17 protein-coding genes and 1 other RNA gene are annotated in these 15143 nt (G+C 66.2%); 5 read left to right on the top strand and 13 right to left on the bottom strand.

Annotation, left to right across the window (positions count from 1 at the left end; genetic code table 11):
• Window positions 1-69: 69 nt before the first annotated feature.
• The 4 genes from C8J44_RS03140 to C8J44_RS03155 form a co-directional block, all read right to left on the bottom strand.
• Window positions 70-498, bottom strand: coding sequence for a chemotaxis protein CheW (locus C8J44_RS03140; protein ID WP_121903310.1), 429 nt, complete (start codon window positions 496-498; stop codon window positions 70-72).
• Window positions 495-2804 carry a chemotaxis protein CheA gene (locus tag C8J44_RS03145; protein ID WP_121903311.1) on the bottom strand — a complete coding sequence of 770 codons (2310 nt, stop codon included), beginning with the start codon at window positions 2802-2804 and terminating at the stop codon, window positions 495-497. Before C8J44_RS03145 ends, C8J44_RS03140 begins: the two co-directional genes overlap by 4 nt.
• A 120-nt stretch (window positions 2805-2924) precedes the next feature.
• Entirely contained in the window at window positions 2925-3569 is a 645-nt protein-coding gene (locus C8J44_RS03150; protein ID WP_121903312.1) for a histidine phosphotransferase family protein, read from the bottom strand.
• A 271-nt stretch (window positions 3570-3840) separates the two neighbouring features.
• The gene (locus tag C8J44_RS03155) at window positions 3841-4236 is read right to left on the bottom strand and encodes a M67 family metallopeptidase (protein ID WP_121903313.1); all 396 of its coding nucleotides are present in this window, start codon (window positions 4234-4236) and stop codon (window positions 3841-3843) included.
• A gap of 17 nt (window positions 4237-4253) precedes the next feature.
• Here C8J44_RS03155 and C8J44_RS03160 point away from each other — a divergent pair, with 17 nt between their 5' ends.
• From C8J44_RS03160 to mtgA, 4 genes are read left to right on the top strand one after another with little or no spacing between them, the layout of a single operon-like run.
• Complete coding sequence (locus tag C8J44_RS03160) at window positions 4254-5201, top strand: RluA family pseudouridine synthase (RefSeq protein ID WP_121903314.1); 948 nt, start codon at window positions 4254-4256, stop codon at window positions 5199-5201.
• A gap of 57 nt (window positions 5202-5258) precedes the next feature.
• Window positions 5259-6161: an RNA polymerase sigma factor RpoH gene (gene rpoH / locus C8J44_RS03165; RefSeq protein ID WP_056048373.1), complete on the top strand. Its 903-nt coding sequence runs from the start codon at window positions 5259-5261 to the stop codon at window positions 6159-6161.
• Window position 6162: 1 nt separating this feature from the next.
• Window positions 6163-7434 carry an NAD(P)/FAD-dependent oxidoreductase gene (locus tag C8J44_RS03170; protein WP_121903315.1) on the top strand — a complete coding sequence of 424 codons (1272 nt, stop codon included), beginning with the start codon at window positions 6163-6165 and terminating at the stop codon, window positions 7432-7434.
• A 9-nt stretch (window positions 7435-7443) separates the two neighbouring features.
• A complete protein-coding gene (gene mtgA, locus C8J44_RS03175; protein ID WP_121903316.1) occupies window positions 7444-8115 on the top strand; it encodes a monofunctional biosynthetic peptidoglycan transglycosylase in 672 nt (223 codons plus the stop codon).
• A gap of 181 nt (window positions 8116-8296) precedes the next feature.
• Here mtgA and C8J44_RS03180 read toward each other — a convergent pair whose 3' ends face one another.
• From C8J44_RS03180 to C8J44_RS03220, 9 genes are all read right to left on the bottom strand, one after another.
• Entirely contained in the window at window positions 8297-8539 is a 243-nt protein-coding gene (locus tag C8J44_RS03180; RefSeq protein WP_107963613.1) for a hypothetical protein, read from the bottom strand.
• An 80-nt stretch (window positions 8540-8619) separates the two neighbouring features.
• The gene (locus C8J44_RS03185; RefSeq protein WP_121903317.1) at window positions 8620-8943 is read right to left on the bottom strand and encodes a YbaB/EbfC family nucleoid-associated protein; all 324 of its coding nucleotides are present in this window, start codon (window positions 8941-8943) and stop codon (window positions 8620-8622) included.
• Entirely contained in the window at window positions 8940-10634 is a 1695-nt protein-coding gene (locus C8J44_RS03190; protein ID WP_121903813.1) for a DNA polymerase III subunit gamma/tau, read from the bottom strand. Before C8J44_RS03190 ends, C8J44_RS03185 begins: the two co-directional genes overlap by 4 nt.
• Before the next feature lie 339 nt (window positions 10635-10973).
• Window positions 10974-11069: signal recognition particle sRNA small type (gene ffs / locus C8J44_RS03195), an RNA gene on the bottom strand.
• A gap of 57 nt (window positions 11070-11126) precedes the next feature.
• Entirely contained in the window at window positions 11127-11366 is a 240-nt protein-coding gene (locus C8J44_RS03200; RefSeq protein ID WP_121903318.1) for a hypothetical protein, read from the bottom strand.
• Window positions 11367-11460: 94 nt separating this feature from the next.
• Window positions 11461-11781 carry a hypothetical protein gene (locus C8J44_RS03205; RefSeq protein WP_060524613.1) on the bottom strand — a complete coding sequence of 107 codons (321 nt, stop codon included), beginning with the start codon at window positions 11779-11781 and terminating at the stop codon, window positions 11461-11463.
• Window positions 11782-11891: 110 nt separating this feature from the next.
• Window positions 11892-12197, bottom strand: a complete 306-nt coding sequence (locus C8J44_RS03210; protein WP_404969176.1) for a 2Fe-2S iron-sulfur cluster-binding protein — start codon at window positions 12195-12197, stop codon at window positions 11892-11894.
• Window positions 12194-13279, bottom strand: coding sequence for a cysteine desulfurase family protein (locus tag C8J44_RS03215; protein WP_121903320.1), 1086 nt, complete (start codon window positions 13277-13279; stop codon window positions 12194-12196). Before C8J44_RS03215 ends, C8J44_RS03210 begins: the two co-directional genes overlap by 4 nt.
• A complete protein-coding gene (locus C8J44_RS03220; protein WP_259466738.1) occupies window positions 13276-14295 on the bottom strand; it encodes a cysteine desulfurase family protein in 1020 nt (339 codons plus the stop codon). Before C8J44_RS03220 ends, C8J44_RS03215 begins: the two co-directional genes overlap by 4 nt.
• Between C8J44_RS03220 and C8J44_RS03225 the strand changes: the two genes are divergently transcribed.
• Complete coding sequence (locus tag C8J44_RS03225; protein ID WP_259466683.1) at window positions 14176-15045, top strand: alpha/beta hydrolase; 870 nt, start codon at window positions 14176-14178, stop codon at window positions 15043-15045. The genes C8J44_RS03220 and C8J44_RS03225 overlap by 120 nt on opposite strands.
• Window positions 15046-15143 lie beyond the last annotated feature (98 nt).

Genomic DNA, 15143 nt, shown 5'->3' on the forward strand with positions numbered 1-15143 from the left:
TAGCCCGCAAACCGTAAGCGGCGGGTTAAGGGTAGCGGATCACCCGCTATTTCCCGTCACGCCGCCGGCTCATACCACGGGCGCGGATGCGGGGATGAGCGCGGCCAGATCGACGATCAGCAACGGTTCGCCATCGCGCTCGACGATCCCCGTCCCCGCCGTGGCCCAGCCGTGCTGCAACGCCAGACCCGGCGACAGAGCGAGTCGCTGGAACGGCGCAACGTCTTCGACCGAGTCGACCAGGATCGCGTAATGATGCCCCTCGACCATCGTGATGACCGCGCGTCGTGCGGTGTCGGGCGTCGGCGCCAGCCCGAGCGCAGTGCCGGTGTCGATCACCGTGACGACCCGGCTACGCAGCGCAGCCAGACCGCGGACGAACGTGCCGGCCCGCGGCACCGCGACGATATCGCCGATATCGACCACCGAATCGACCTGCGCCGCATCGATCGCGACTCCGCGCCCCGCGATATGCGCGATCAAGAATAGATCGCTCATTGCGCTCTCCGTGCCGCGATCGCCGCGATCAGCGCGGGCCGATCGTACCGATAGATGCTCCCATCATCGTCGCCTTCGGCGGTGCGGAAGCGCCGGAGCATGACCACCGGCGCGGCGGTCTCGCGGATCGGCGCATCCTCCATCGCCAACGCGACCGCTGCGGTTTCTCCCGCTGCGAGTGCCGTGACGCAACGATAGCCGGACGCCTCCAGCGCGGGCTTGAGGAACGTCTCCATCCAGCCCGACCCGTCGACCTGCAACAGGCAGACCGGCGGCGCTGCGGCCTTCATCGGTTCGCCGGCGAACAACGCATGCGGGTCGACCAGTTCGACCGGCTCGCCGTCGATCAGCACGACCCCCGCGATCGGTCCGCCACTACCGGCAACCGCCTGGCGCGCTGGGGCGACTTCCGCCGGCAATTCGACGATCTCGATGGCGTCGGTGATCGCGTACGCCATTTCGCTTTCACCGTCGGTAAGCCGCAACACGGACACATCGGCACGGCCGCCGAACTCGCCAACCGCGTAGAGCGGAACGAGGGCACCGCCGACCGACAGCCGCATGGCGCCGCCGCTCCACCGGATCGCGTCGGTCGGGACGACTTCGACCCGGTCGATCACCGCAAGCGCGATCGCGCGCCGCTGACCGTCCAGATCATCGAACAATAATGCGGGAATGCCCGGCACGACCGCTTCTTCCGCCGCCGCATGGTTTGCCAGGGTCGGCGCGAACCGCAGCCCTGCGACTGCGGCGATTCCCGATGTGTCGAGCAGCAGCATCGGCAGGCCGTTGTCGGGAAGCGTCTTGCCCGCATAGACACCGGTCGCCATCACCGCGGGCGACGCCGGCTTCACCACCAGTTCTTCGGTATCGACGACGCTGTCGACTCCGAGCGCATACTCCCCCTCACGGGTCGAAACGATGACCAGCGTCGGCGGCGGTCCCGCCCCCAGTCCGAACAGCGATGCGAGTGCCACCATCGGCATGCGACGTCCGCGCACGGTAACGGCCGCCGCGTCGCCGATCGTCTCGATCCGAACCTGATCCCCGCGGACCGTCACGATCTCCTCGATCGACTGGCGCGGAATCGCGAACCGCTGCGTGCCGACGCCGATGACGATCGTCGACAGGATGGACAACGTCAGCGGCACATGAACGACGATCCGCAGCCCATGGCCGGGATCGTTGGTCAGGGCGATCCGGCCACCGATCTGGTCGATATTCGCGCGAACCACGTCCATGCCCACGCCGCGGCCCGAGATGGCGGTCACTTCGTCGCGGCTCGATAGCCCAGGTGCGAAGATAAGGTCGAGCTTGGCCGCGTCGCTCATCGCTGCGAGTTCGGCCGCCGAATACAGCTTCTGCTGCTCCGCCTTCGCGACGATCCGCGCGACGTCGATCCCGCGTCCGTCGTCGGCGATCTCGATCAGGATCTGGTTGCCGGACTGACGTGCCGACACCACCAGACGGCCGGTTTCCGGCTTGCCCGCGGCGCGGCGCATCCCCGGCACCTCGATGCCGTGGTCGATCGCATTGCGGACGATGTGGACGAGCGGGTCGCGCATCAATTCGATCATCTCGCGGTCGAGCTCGACGTCGGCGCCTTCGATCACAAGATGGACCGCCTTGCCCAGTTCTGCGCTCGTGTCGCGGACCATGCGCGGCAACGCGGAGAACAGCGCGTCGACCTTCTGCATGCGCGTCCGGGTGACCGTATCGCGCATGTCGGCCACCGTCAGCGACAGGCGTTCAAGCGCGGCTTCCACCTGCGGATCGACGCTGCTCTCGCTGTCGCGCAACCGTCGGGCGAGTTCATTGCGCGCCAGCACCATCTCGGACATGCCGCTCATCATGTGATCGAGCAGATCGACATTCAGGCGAACGCTCCGGCTCGCGGCGCGGCTTTGCGGTGCGCTGGCCACATGCACCAGCGGTTTGGCGTCCGGTGCGAGCGCGGCGATCAGCAGGCTTTCGCTGGTATCGTCGAGCGACGCGCCGGCATCTATCGCCTCGACGAGTTCGCCGATCCGGTCGACGATGGCCAGCACCGCGTTGACCATCGCCGTATCGGGAACGCGCGACCCATCGCGCACCGCCGCCAGCACGTCCTCCGCCGCGTGGCTTAGCCGACCGAGCCGCGGCAGATCGAGGAACCCGCAGCTGCCCTTGACGGTGTGGACGAAGCGAAAGATCGAATCGAGCCTGGTGCGATCGGCGGGGTCCGATTCCCACGCGACGATCTCGCCGGAGATCGCCTCCAGCGTTTCGCGCGTCTCGGCAATGAAGTCCTCTAGCAAATCGTCCATGCGCGCCCCGCGTTTCAGACACGGTCATGCCTATCGGAGGTTAAGGGCGCGTTAGTGTCGATGTAGGTCTTCGACCGCGACGCCCGAGCCTGTGGGAGCCCGGTTTCGTCGCGGAACGGGTCAGCGCGCGTCGAAGACGGCGCCGAAGATCATGATACCTTCAGCTGGTTCGGATACGATCACCGTTCCGCCAGCCTCCTGGACGAGCGTGTTAATCAGATAGGCCGCCGCCGCGCGCGGCGTGACGCTGTGCTGGCCTTCGCCTTCGACCAGCGTCCGGCGTATCTCCGGATCAAGCACGATCTTGGCGCCTTCGATCTTCACGACGATCTCGAGCTGGCCCTCGTTATCTTCGCCGCCGACCTCCATCGTGCCGCCGCGCACCAGCGATTCGGTGGCGACCAGCACGAGGTTGAGCAGTACCTTCACCGCAGACTTGGGCATCGCCGATGTCTCGACCGCCCAGACGAACGTGATCCGCTTGTTCTCCGCGACCAGCCCCTCGATCGCCGAGCGCGCTTCGCGTGTGTCGACGGCCTCGCCAAACCCCCCGGCCGCGCCAAAGGCCAGGCGGAAGAATTTCAGCTTGCTGGCCGACACCCGCGCGCTGTCGTGGAGCAATTCCATGCACCGCTCTCGCATCGCAGGATCGGTTTCGTCGGCGAGCAACTCGAGCCCATTGTTGAGCGCCCCGACCGGCGACAGCAGATCGTGGCACAGGCGCGAACAGAGCAAGCTCGCGAAATCGACCGGGCTGACCGTCATGAAAATCCCCTAATTCTGGAGCGTCTTGTGGCGACCGGGCGGCAAGTGCGCAATGCCAACTTCGCATGCCGTGCATGGAGAGGTGCATGAGGAAAGGCGCCGCCCCAATTTGCCCATACCCGGAATGGGCGGCCACCGCCTCACTTCCCCCCTCCCTGAAAGGGAGGGGTTGGGGGTGGGTCAGCCGGTTTGATCCACGACCGATTAGATATGGGGAAGCCAATTCACCCCCAGCCCCTCCCTTTCAGGAGGGGAGAGAAGGTGGGCGTCGCTAACCAACCACCTCAACCATCTCCTCTACGAACGCCCCCACCTCGACCGATCGCCACGCCCGAGCCGCATCGCCGCCAAGGATCACCCAAACCGCCCCGTCCCCCATAGCCTGCGCCACATCCCGAGGAGACGGAACCGGCAAACCGGACGGATGCGAATGGTAGTGCCCGACCACCGCCAGCCCCCCGGCCCGAGCACGCCGATGCGCGGCAAACAACGCGGCCGGATCGATCTCGAACGTCCGCGCAGGGTTCGCCGCTACGTTCGCGCACGCAGCGATCGCTTCGATCCGCCCCGCCGCCCCGAACAGCAGCCCACACACCTCCGCATCCGGCGACGCAGCCGCTTCTGCGACCAGCCGCCGCAGCAATTCGCTTGAAATCGTCACGCTCATCGCCACATCGGTAGGACATGGACCGGGGGGTTTCCATCGTCGAAGCATCGATCACGCCGGCCACGGATGGCTGGCGGCTCGATCGCGCGCTTGCCGAACTGCTTCATGACATGTCGCGTGAGCGGTTGAAGGCGCTGATCGCCGCGGGCCAAGTGTCGCTCAACGGTCGCGAGTGGCGCGATTCGGCGAAGAAGGCCGCTGCCGGTCAGGTGTTCGCGGTCACCATCCCGCCGCCGACGCCGCTGCACAACGAAGCGCAGGATATACCGCTCGTCGTCGCATACGAAGACGACGACCTGATCGTGATCGACAAGCCCGCTGGCCTCGTCGTCCATCCTGCCGCAGGGAATTTCGACGGGACGCTGGTCAACGCGCTGCTCCACCATTGCGCCGGCAACCTGTCTGGCATCGGCGGCGTCGCGCGACCCGGCATCGTCCACCGCATCGACAAGGACACGTCGGGGCTTATGATCGCCGCCAAGACCGACCGCGCCCACGAAGGCTTGGCGAAGCAGTTCCACGACCACAGCATCGACCGCCGCTACAAGGCGATCGTCGGCGGCATCCCGCGCCCACCGAGCGGCACGGTCAACGCACCGCTCGCCCGGAGTCCGCAGAATCGCAAGAAGATCGCGATCGTCGAGGGCGGCAAGCGTGCCGTGACGCATTTCTCGACTATAAAGACACTGCGCGATGCAGCGCTGATCGAGTGCCGGCTCGAAACCGGTCGGACCCATCAGGTCCGCGTGCACATGGCGTCGATCGGCCACGCCTTGTTGGGGGACCCGGTCTATGGTAGAACAAAGCAAGCTCAGAAGTCGCTGCTCGAAACGCTCGGTTTCCGCCGGCAGGCCTTGCACGCAGCACATCTGGGGTTCATCCATCCGGTGAAAAGCATCGCTTTGGCGTTCGAAAGCGAAATGCCCGCAGACATGCAGGAACTGTTCACCCAGCTTCACGTATAGATAATAGGTCCCATGCCGCATTGCGGCAATCGGGATCAGCAGAAAGGGATTACGACAATGGCAGCCCGCTCCAACGTTCCAGCGACGATTCCTGCGCTCGGCAGCGAGGCCGGTCTCAATCGCTATCTCGCCGAGATCAAGAAATTCCCGCTCCTGAAACCCGAGCAGGAATATATGCTCGCCAAGCGCTTCCAGGAGCATGGCGATACCGAGGCCGCGGCGCAGCTGGTGACCTCGCATCTTCGTCTCGTGGCGAAGATCGCGATGGGGTATCGCGGCTATGGCCTGCCGACGTCGGAGCTGATCTCCGAGGGCAATATCGGCCTCATGCAGGGCGTGAAGAAGTTCGAGCCCGAGCGTGGTTTCCGTCTTGCGACCTATGCGATGTGGTGGATCCGCGCCTCGATCCAGGAATACATCCTGCGCTCGTGGAGCCTCGTGAAGATGGGCACCACCGCCGCGCAGAAGAAGCTGTTCTTCAACCTGCGCCGGATGAAGAGCCGCCTCGATGCGTTCGAGGACGGCGATCTGCGCCCCGAGCATGTCACCAAAATTGCGACAGATCTCGGTGTCGCCGAAACCGACGTCGTCAGCATGAATCGCCGCATGGCGATGGGTGGTGACACGTCGCTCAACGTGCCGATGCGTGAGGACGGCGAAGGCCAGTGGCAGGATTGGCTGCAGGACGATGCGCCGCTGCAGGATAAGATCGTCGCCGACGCGCAGGAAGCGGATGTTCGCCACTCGATGCTGGTGTCGGCGATGGACGACCTCAACGAGCGCGAGCAGCACATCCTGACCGAGCGTCGCCTGACGGATGATCCCAAGACGCTCGAGGAACTGTCGCAGGTCTACGGCGTATCGCGCGAGCGCGTGCGGCAGATCGAAGTGCGCGCGTTCGAGAAGCTGCAAAAGGCGATGATGCGGATCGCCGGCGAGAAGCGCCTGCTGGCAGCGTAAAGTGGCGCGCACCGTCGTCATTGGCGGCGGTGCAGCCGGTATTGCTGCGGCGCGGACGCTGCATGACGCGGGCCATGATGTCTTGCTGGTCGAGGCCAGCGACCGCCTGGGTGGTCGAGCCCACAGCCTGCCCCTAGCCTCCCTGATCCCCCGCGAAGGCGGGGGTCCAGACTGGACCCCCGCCTTCGCGGGGGAACATGTTGATGCCGGTTGCGGCTGGCTGCACTCCGCCCAACGCAATCCTTGGACGTCGATAGCAGAGGCTACCGGCTTCACCGTCGACCGCTCCGATGCAAACTGGCGTACCCAGTGGCGTGACCTTGGCTTCTCGCCTGAAGATCAAGCGTCCTCCTCCGTCGCCTACCAAGCCTGGAACACGCGCGCCGTTGCCGCCCTCGAAGGCGCCGACCGCCCCCTCTCCGACTTCATTGACGCGCACGACAAGTGGCGCCCGAAGATCGACGCGATCTCCGGCTACGCCAACGGCGCGAACCTGACCCAAGTGTCGCTCCACGACTGGGCCGCCTACGAAGACGCCTCCACCGACGACAACTGGACGGTCAGGCAAGGCTACGGCACACTCGTCGCCAGCCATGCCGCTGGTCTGAACATCCGCCTCTCCACCCCGGTAACGCGCATCGACCACAGCGGCCGCCACCTCAAGCTCGACACCACCGCCGGCACGATCGAGGCGGACCACGTCATCGTCTGCGTCCCCACTACCGTCCTCGCCAGGTCACAGATTGTGTTCGACCCGCCGCTCCCCGACAAGCACGCCGCCGCCGCCGACCTCCCGCTCGGGCTCGCGGACAAGGTGTTCCTCCACGTCGACCGTCCCGAATGGACAACCAACGCGCACTTGATCGGTGACCCGTACAGCGCCTGCACGGCGAGCCACCGCTTGTCGCCGTTCGGCTGGCCGATCGTCGAAAGCTTCTTTGGCGGTGATTGCGCGGATATGCTGGAGGACGGCGATGCAGCACAGTTCGCGATCGACGAACTCGTCGGACTTCTGGGAAGCGACTGGCACAAGCGCTTCACTCCGCTGGCCACGACCCGCTGGCGCCATGAACGCTATATCAGTGGCAGCTACAGCCACGCGCTCGTCGGTTGCGCCGGCCAGCGCGCCGTCCTCGCCGCATCGGTCGACGGCCGTATCCACTTCGCCGGTGAAGCATGCCACGCCTTCGACTTCTCCACAGCCCACGGCGCGTACGAGACCGGTGTGACCGCGGCCCGCGCGGTCATTGGCGAGGCCTCGACGATCGCATAAGGAGCGGCGATGGGCCTTATCCGCATCGCCGCCAAAATCGTCTTCGCTTTCGTCCTCATCACGGTCGCGTGGGTCGGCATCTACCGCTTCGTGCCGGTGCCGTTCACTTGGACAATGATGGGCGACGTCATCAACGGCCACGGCGTGACGAAGGACTGGATGCCGCTTTCAGAGATGGATCCGGACATGGCGCGCGCGGCAATCGCGGGCGAGGATTCTCGGTTTTGTTCGCATCACGGCTTCGATTTCAAGGCGATGGCAGGCGCGGCGGCGCGCAATGCGCAGGGCGGCCGGATCCGCGGTGGGTCGACGATTAGCCAGCAGACCGCGAAGAACGCATTTCTGTTCCAGGGCGGCGGCTATGTGCGGAAGGCGTTCGAGGCGTATTTCACCGTGCTGATCGAGGCGATGTGGCCGAAGCGGCGGATCATGGAGGTGTACCTCAACATCGCCGAGACGGGGATCGGGACGTACGGCGCGAACGCCGGGGCGATCCGGTATTTCAACCATGATGCGTCGCATCTGTCGCCGACCGAGGCGGGCCGGATCGCGGCGGTGCTGCCTCTGCCGAAGAAGCGCGCCGCGATTGATCCGCACGGGTTTGTGCGGAAGCATGGGAACACGCTGTCACGACGGGTTTCTGTCGTGCGGAACAACGGGTTGGATGGGTGTCTGCGATAGGGGCGGCGCCGTGATGCGACGCCATGAGGATACCCCACCCCGGCGTTGCACCCCCCCGGCGAAGGCCGGGGCCCAATTGGAAAGGCTTTTATAACCAAGCGCTGCACTCAGTCGGACGCGTCCCCCCAGTTGGGCCCCGGCCTTCGCCGGGATGGCGTCACCTGTACATGCGTCGTGGACGTTACTGCGTCGACTTCTCGACCGCGTCGCCTGCCTTATCGGCTGCACTACCAACGCTTTTCGCCGCCGAAGTGATGGCCGCGTCCTTGCTGTTCTGTGCGCCCTGGCGGCTGAACAGGTAATAGCCACCGATTAGCACCGCAATTAACAACACGACGGCGATCAGCGTGCCGCCACCGCCGCTCCGGCGCTCGATAACGGTGGTGTGGGTGGTCGGGGTTTCGACGATACGCTCTTCGGCCATTTTGACTCTCCCTGATTACTGGAGAGCGCAACGCCGACCGAAGAACGATTGTTCCCGCGCCGAAACGAACCCGATTTGGTTCAGAAAGGCAGCTTGAAGCCTGGTGGCAGTTGCAGGCCGCTGGTCATCTTCGACATCTCGGTCCCCGACACAGCATCCGCCTTCGCCCGCGCGTCATTGAACGCGGCCGTGAGAAGGTCCTCGAGCATTTGCTTCTCGCTCACCTGCATCAGCGAATCGTCGATCGCGATGTTGATGATGCGGCCCTTGGCGGAGGCCTTAACCTTGACGAGCCCGCCGCCGGACGCGCCCTTGACCTCGATCGTATCGAGACTGGCTTGAGCCTTTTCGAGTTCGCTCTGGACGTTCTGCGCCATGGCGAGGATTTCATCGATATTCTTCATGCGTTGCTCCTTTGGCCGGGCCACGATTCGAGCTGGGCGTCGGGAAACGCTGCCACCGCGGCCTTCATGATGGGGGATTCGAGAATAGCCTGGCGCACCGCGGCATCGGCGGCGTCCTGCGCCTCGCGCAGCGTCGGCGCGCCAGGGGCGTCGACGATCGACACTTTCCACGCGGTCCGCGTCACGCTCTTCAACAACGTGTTGAGTTCGGCGAGCGTGTCGGCCGAGACCGGGCGGCTGCCGCTGAGGACGAATTCGGGCGGCGTGTAGCTCACGACGCGTGCACCGTGGCGAAGACGCGCGGCGATCGCGAGGCCGCCTGATTCGTCGAGCAGATCGACCAGCGCTTCGAACGTCGGCGGCAGGATCGGGCCGGTCGCGACGGGTTCGGGCGCCTTCGCTGCTGATCCAGCGTTCCAGGGCGGCGCTTCGCCGGACGGGGGTGTAGGTGGCGGCGGCGCCGTTGGTGTAGCCGCCGGGGCCGCACCGCTGGCGATCTGGCGGGCAAGTTCGCCGGGGTCGGGCAGCGTCGAGGCGTAGATCGCGCGCAACAGCGCCATCTCGGCGGCCTCGATCGGCAGCGCGGCCTTGGCGACCTCGTCATGCCCCTTGAGGAACAACTGCCACAGGCGGTGCAGCGCGGGGAAGCCGAGCGATGCCGCCCATTCCTCGCGTGCCGCACGCTCCTCCATCGGCTGCGCAGCGTCCGCCGGCGTGCCGACCTTGGTCAGCGTGATGCCGTGGACGGTTTCGAGCAGCGAGCGGAGCACCGACAGTGGATCGACGCCGTAATCATATTGGCGGCGCATCGAGGCGAGCGCCCCTGCCCCGTCACCGGCGAGGATCAGCGTCAACAAGTCGCGGACCGCGCCGCGATCGGACAGGCCGAGCATCTGGCGGACCGCGTCCGCCGTGACGCCGCCGCCTTCGAGCCCGGCATGCGCGATCGCCTGGTCGAGTATCGACAGGCCGTCGCGCGCGGAGCCTTCCGCGGCGCGCGCGATCAGCATCAGCGCCTCGGGATCGGCGGTGACGCCTTCTTCGGTCGAGACCCATGCGAAATGCTTGGCGAGCTGTTCGGCGGAGATACGGCGCAGGTCGAAGCGCTGGCAGCGCGAGAGCACCGTCACCGGGACCTTGTTCACTTCGGTCGTCGCGAACAGGAATTTTACATGGGGGGGCGGTTCCTCCAGCGTCTTCAGCAGCGCGTTGAACGCGTTCTTCGACAGCATGTGGACTTCGTCGATGATGTAGATCTTGAAGCGCGCGGTGACCGCCGAATAGCGCGACGCGTCGATGATCTCGCGGACGTCGTCGACACCGGTGTGGCTCGCGGCGTCCATCTCGATCACGTCGATATGGCGGCCCTCGGCGATCGCGCGGCAGGGTTCGCAGACGCCGCAGGGATCGATCGTCGGGCCGCCGTCGCCATCGGGGCCGATGCAGTTGAGCGCCTTGGCGATCAGGCGGGCGGTCGATGTTTTCCCCACGCCGCGGACGCCGGTCATGAGGAAGGCGTGCGCGAGCCGGTCGCGCTTGATCGCGTTGCCGAGCGTCTGGACCATCGCGTCCTGCCCGATCAGCTCGGAAAAGGTCTGCGGACGGTATTTTCGCGCGAGCACGCGGTAGGCGGGGGCGTCCGGCGTTTTCACGGGCTGCGGGGGTTCGCCCAAGTCGAAGGAATCTGACATTGCGGTCGTCATAGCGGGTGCTGCGCGCGCTGTCGAAGGGGTCGGAAGTTCACAAAGTTCACACGCTGGGAAGGGTCTGCACGTCGACGTGCCCGGAGGCTGGCGAGTGGATTGTCGGAACCTGTGATGTGGGCAATGCCGGTCATGCGCAGCTTATGCCACAACGGCGCGGCGTAGGATAATGATTTGGAACGTTGCGGGAACATCGGGCGTAGTTTCTACCCGGTTGCGCTTGGGTGACTGGTTAGCTGAGAAGTTTAGAAGTGCGCTGCGGCTTAGCCGCATCGTCAGACGGCGCTTTGCGCCGCTGGCCGCGCTCCCGTTTGCTTGCAAACGTTCGCGGTGGGAGCCGGGACGACCCGTGGCTGGGTCGTTGTGGCTGCTTCCTTCCGGATCTGACCAAGTTGGCGACGACCACGTCCGCCCGACTCCCGCGGCGCATATGGCGGGGTCGGGCGGGATGATCAAGCCGCTTTAGTGGCGGCCGTCCGATCAGCGACGAACGCGGACCGTGCGGCAGACGCGCTGGCGGTGATGGTTGCGGTACACGTTGCGGCAAACCTGGCGCGTGCGGACGACATGACGACGGTAGCCGGGACGGCGATCGTCGTGGCGAACTACCGTGCGCTCATGGACGACGGTCCGCTGTGCCGAGGCTTCGGCGGCGATGCCGACGGGGGCGAGACCGGTGAGCGCGACAAGGCCGGCGGCGGCGAGGGTGAACAACTTCATGGGACTTCTCCTGCTGGGTGCGGGTTCTGATGACCCCTGCAACCTATGTTACCAAACTAGAGGCTGTCGGTGCGGTTCCGTATCGACGCGGGAATCACCGTTCGAAGCAGCGACGAACCGGGCCGTAATAGCCGCGCTCGATCCGGCAGACGACGCGCGACCGACCGTAACCGCGCGGGCCGCGATAACCGTAGCCGCCGCCACGATAACCATCACGGTAGCCGCGATAGCCGTGGCGCGGGCCATCCCAGCCGCGCCGGTCGTCCCATCCGCGCCCCTCATGCCGACCACGATCGTGCCAGCCCGGACCGTCGCGCGGACCGTCCCATCCATAACGCTGCGCGTCGGCGGGTGCCGAGGCGACCAGGGTTCCCGCGGCTAGCGCGCCAGCGGCGAACATTGCGATGATCTTCATGTCCGGTACTCCTCTCAAGACCTCGTACATTGAGGCGATGAGGGAGTAGTGTGCCTCGGGCCGTGCACGTTCCCTGAACCGGCCGTTGTCTTCCTGTAAGCTTTGCTGACCTAAGCGGGGATCCGCACGGTCAAGCCGTCGAGCGTATCGGTCAGGCGGATCTGGCAGGCGAGACGGCTGGTGCGCGTCGCGTTGTGCGCGAGATCGAGCATATCCTCCTCGTCCTCGCTTGCTGGCTGCAGTTTGAGAAAATCGGCCGCATCGACGATGACGTGACAGGTCGCGCAGGCGAGCTGGCCTTCGCAGGTGCCTTCGAGCGGCTGGTCGTCGGCTTGCGCGACGTCGAGCAGGCGGTCGCCGGGGTTGGCCGCAACGCTGCTGACGGTGCCGTCGCGGGCGATGAAGCGGACGATCATGGCCATTGCGCCTCGGCTGCGGCGACGATCGCATCTATCGCATCGCGGAGGTCGGTTTCGGTGGTGTAGCGACCGAAGCCGAGGCGGATGCTGGACCGCGCCTGCGCTTCGGTGAGGCCGATCGCGCGGAGGACGTGGCTGGAGCGGCCTGACCCGCTGGCGCAGGCGGACCCGGCGGAGAAGGCGATGTCGCGGAGGTCGGACATCAGGCGGTTCACGTCGAGGTTTGCGCGCCGGACGTTGAGGTTGCCGTGATAGCGGTGTTCGATCGAGCCGTTGATCGTCCAGGTGGGGCCGAGGCGGTCGAGTGCGAGCGACCAGAGGCGGTCGATGTGCGCGGCGTCCTGGGCCTTGCGGTCGACCATGAGCTTCGCGGCGACGCCGAAGCCTGCGCAGAGTGCGGGTGACAGCGTGCCCGAGCGGCCGGGGGCTTCCTGCCCACCGCCATGCATCAGCGGTGAGAGGTCGACGCCGTCGCGGATCCAGAGCGCGCCGCTGCCCTTGGGGCCGTGGATCTTGTGCGCGGAGATGGCAATCAGATCGACGGTGCCGGGGATCGGAACGCGGCCATAGCCTTGCACCGCGTCGCAGAGCATCAGCGCGCCGGCTGCTTGGGCGATCCCGGCGAGCGCAGCGATCGGCTGGATGACGCCGATCTCGTTGTTGACGAGCATCGCCACAACGAGCCCGGTGCCGGGTTGGATTACGGCGCGGGCTTCGTCGAGGTCGACCACGCCGTCTGGGTTGACCGGGAAGATCGTGACTTGGCGACCCCTCGCCGCTTCGGCTGCGACCGTGTCGAGGACGGCGGCGTGTTCGGTGGCGAGCGTGACGATCGGGCCGGGCGTACCCTTGATCGCCCAGTTTAGTGCTTCGGTTGCGCCGCTGGTGAACGCGACGCGGCCGCCGGGGGGGAGCAGCGCGGCGACTTGATCGCGGGCGACTTCGACGGCTGCTTTGGCGCGGCGACCTTCGCGGTGGGGGGAGTGCGGGTTGGCGTGCTGTGATTCGAGCCACGGGAGCATCGCGGCGAGCGCTTCGGGCGCGAGCGGGGTCGTCGCCTGGTAGTCGAGGTACGTCATGCGGCTCGCTTTATGTCCTGGGCGATCCGCGTCCAGGCTTCGGCGAACTTTGCGACATCTTCGGCTGTCGTGGTCCAGCCGAAGCTGACGCGGACGACTTCGGCGGCGGCTTGTGCGGAATAGCCCATTGCGGCGAGCACGTGGCTGGGGCGCATGCTGCCCGACGAGCACGCGCTGCCGGCCGATACGGCGAACCCGGCCATGTCGAGGCGGATCAACTGGGCCGCGGAGCTGACTCCCGGCATGCGGTAGGAGGTGATCGTCGGGATGCGCGGCGAATGGTGCGCAACTATTTTGCCGCCGCCCGCCAGGATGGCTTCGTCGAGTTTGGCGCGGAGATCGGCCATGCCCGGGAACCAGTCGCCAGGCGCTTCGAGCGCGGCGGCGAACCCGAGCGCGCCGGGCAGGTTCTCGGTGCCGCCGCGGTAGCCCCGCTCCTGCCCGCCAGTCGGGTCGAGCAGGCCGAGATCGCGGACCAGCAGCGCGCCGATGCCGGGAGGGCCGCCGAGCTTGTGCGCGGAGACGATGATAAGGTCCGCGTCGGGGAGCGGGAGCTTGCCGGCGGTCTGCGAGCAATCGGCTATCCAAAGACCGGTGGGTCGATCCTGAAGCACGCCGGTTTCGCTGTTCGCGGATTGCAGCGCGATCACCTGGGCGTCCTTCCCGTTCACGACGATACCGCCTGCGTCGACTTCCAGCATCACCGGCTGCTCGGCCGCACGGAGGACCGAATCATGCTCGACCGCCGCCACCGCGACGCCGGGGCGCCCACGCAGCGCCAGTGCCACGGACTCGCTCGCGCCGCTTGTGAGGATCACGTGATGCGGCCAGTCCAGCGCGCTTGCGATCCGCTTCCGCGCGTCCTCCAGCGCAGCCCGCGCCGCGCGGCCCTCGGCATGCGGCGAGGACGGGTTCGCCCAGCGCGCCATGCCTTCCGTCACCGCCGCGACAGCCTCGGGGCGCATCGGTGTGGTGGCCGCGTGATCGAGGTAGATGCGGGGTCCGTGAGCAGGCAGGGTCGGTTCCAATTGCGAAAAGGGGCGCGGACCTTATATAGCGTCGATAATCCGGCACTCCACCCGAGTGCGTATCCCAGCTCGCGAGTGCCTATGCCAGAAGTCATTTTCCCCGGTCCCGAAGGCCGTCTCGAAGGTCGTTTTGCGCCGGGGCCACGTCCGCGCGCGCCTGTCGCGATGATCCTGCACCCGCATCCGTCGGCCGGCGGCACGATGAACAACGCGATCGTGCAGCAGCTCTACAAGACCTTCCAGCGGCGTGGGTTCGCGACGTTGCGGTTCAACTTCCGTGGCGTCGGCAAGAGCCAGGGCGTGTTCGACAACGGCGTCGGCGAGCTGAGCGATGCGGCGAGCGCGCTCGACTGGGTGCAGAGCTTCCATCCCGAGGCGCAGACGACCTGGATCGCGGGCGTCAGCTTCGGTGCGTGGATCGGCATGCAGCTACTGATGCGCCGGCCGGAGATCCGCGGGTTCATCTCGGTCGCACCACCGGCGAATTTGTACGACTTCACGTTCCTGGCGCCGTGCCCGTCGAGCGGGATCATCATCCAGGGCGAGGCCGATGAGGTCGCGACGCCTGGGGCGACGCAGAAGCTGGTGGATAAGCTGCGGACGCAGAAGCACATCACGATCCATCACGACACGATCCCGAAGGCTAACCACTTCTTCGAGCACGAGATGCCAGAGCTGATGGGGAGCGTGGACAAGTACCTCGACATGCGTTTGGACCCGAACTCGCCGATTAGGTGAGGTCCTTCTCCCCTGGGGGGAGAAGGTGGCGCGGCAGCGTCGGATGAGGGGGAGTTGGGATGGGCTGGCGCTCTCCAACTCCCCTCTCCCTTCCCACC

It is taken from the genome of Sphingomonas sp. PP-CE-3A-406, assembly GCF_003688625.1.
Classification (GTDB): domain Bacteria; phylum Pseudomonadota; class Alphaproteobacteria; order Sphingomonadales; family Sphingomonadaceae; genus Sphingomonas.

Excerpts from the sequence above, each read along its gene's own strand:
- mtgA (WP_121903316.1), top strand. The coding sequence starts at position 7,444 with ATGGGCCTTATCCGCATCGCCGCCAAAATCGTCTTCGCTTTCGTCCTC.
- C8J44_RS03150 (WP_121903312.1), bottom strand. The coding sequence starts at position 3,569 with ATGACGGTCAGCCCGGTCGATTTCGCGAGCTTGCTCTGTTCGCGCCTG.
- C8J44_RS03155 (WP_121903313.1), bottom strand. The coding sequence starts at position 4,236 with ATGAGCGTGACGATTTCAAGCGAATTGCTGCGGCGGCTGGTCGCAGAA.
- C8J44_RS03160 (WP_121903314.1), top strand. The coding sequence starts at position 4,254 with ATGGACCGGGGGGTTTCCATCGTCGAAGCATCGATCACGCCGGCCACG.
- C8J44_RS03185 (WP_121903317.1), bottom strand. The coding sequence starts at position 8,943 with ATGAAGAATATCGATGAAATCCTCGCCATGGCGCAGAACGTCCAGAGC.
- rpoH (WP_056048373.1), top strand. The coding sequence starts at position 5,259 with ATGGCAGCCCGCTCCAACGTTCCAGCGACGATTCCTGCGCTCGGCAGC.
- C8J44_RS03215 (WP_121903320.1), bottom strand. The coding sequence starts at position 13,279 with ATGACGTACCTCGACTACCAGGCGACGACCCCGCTCGCGCCCGAAGCG.
- C8J44_RS03205 (WP_060524613.1), bottom strand. The coding sequence starts at position 11,781 with ATGAAGATCATCGCAATGTTCGCCGCTGGCGCGCTAGCCGCGGGAACC.
- C8J44_RS03210 (WP_404969176.1), bottom strand. The coding sequence starts at position 12,197 with ATGATCGTCCGCTTCATCGCCCGCGACGGCACCGTCAGCAGCGTTGCG.
- C8J44_RS03190 (WP_121903813.1), bottom strand. The coding sequence starts at position 10,634 with ATGTCAGATTCCTTCGACTTGGGCGAACCCCCGCAGCCCGTGAAAACG.
- C8J44_RS03225 (WP_259466683.1), top strand. The coding sequence starts at position 14,176 with ATGCGGCGAGGACGGGTTCGCCCAGCGCGCCATGCCTTCCGTCACCGC.
- C8J44_RS03140 (WP_121903310.1), bottom strand. The coding sequence starts at position 498 with ATGAGCGATCTATTCTTGATCGCGCATATCGCGGGGCGCGGAGTCGCG.
- C8J44_RS03180 (WP_107963613.1), bottom strand. The coding sequence starts at position 8,539 with ATGGCCGAAGAGCGTATCGTCGAAACCCCGACCACCCACACCACCGTT.
- C8J44_RS03145 (WP_121903311.1), bottom strand. The coding sequence starts at position 2,804 with ATGGACGATTTGCTAGAGGACTTCATTGCCGAGACGCGCGAAACGCTG.
- C8J44_RS03200 (WP_121903318.1), bottom strand. The coding sequence starts at position 11,366 with ATGAAGTTGTTCACCCTCGCCGCCGCCGGCCTTGTCGCGCTCACCGGT.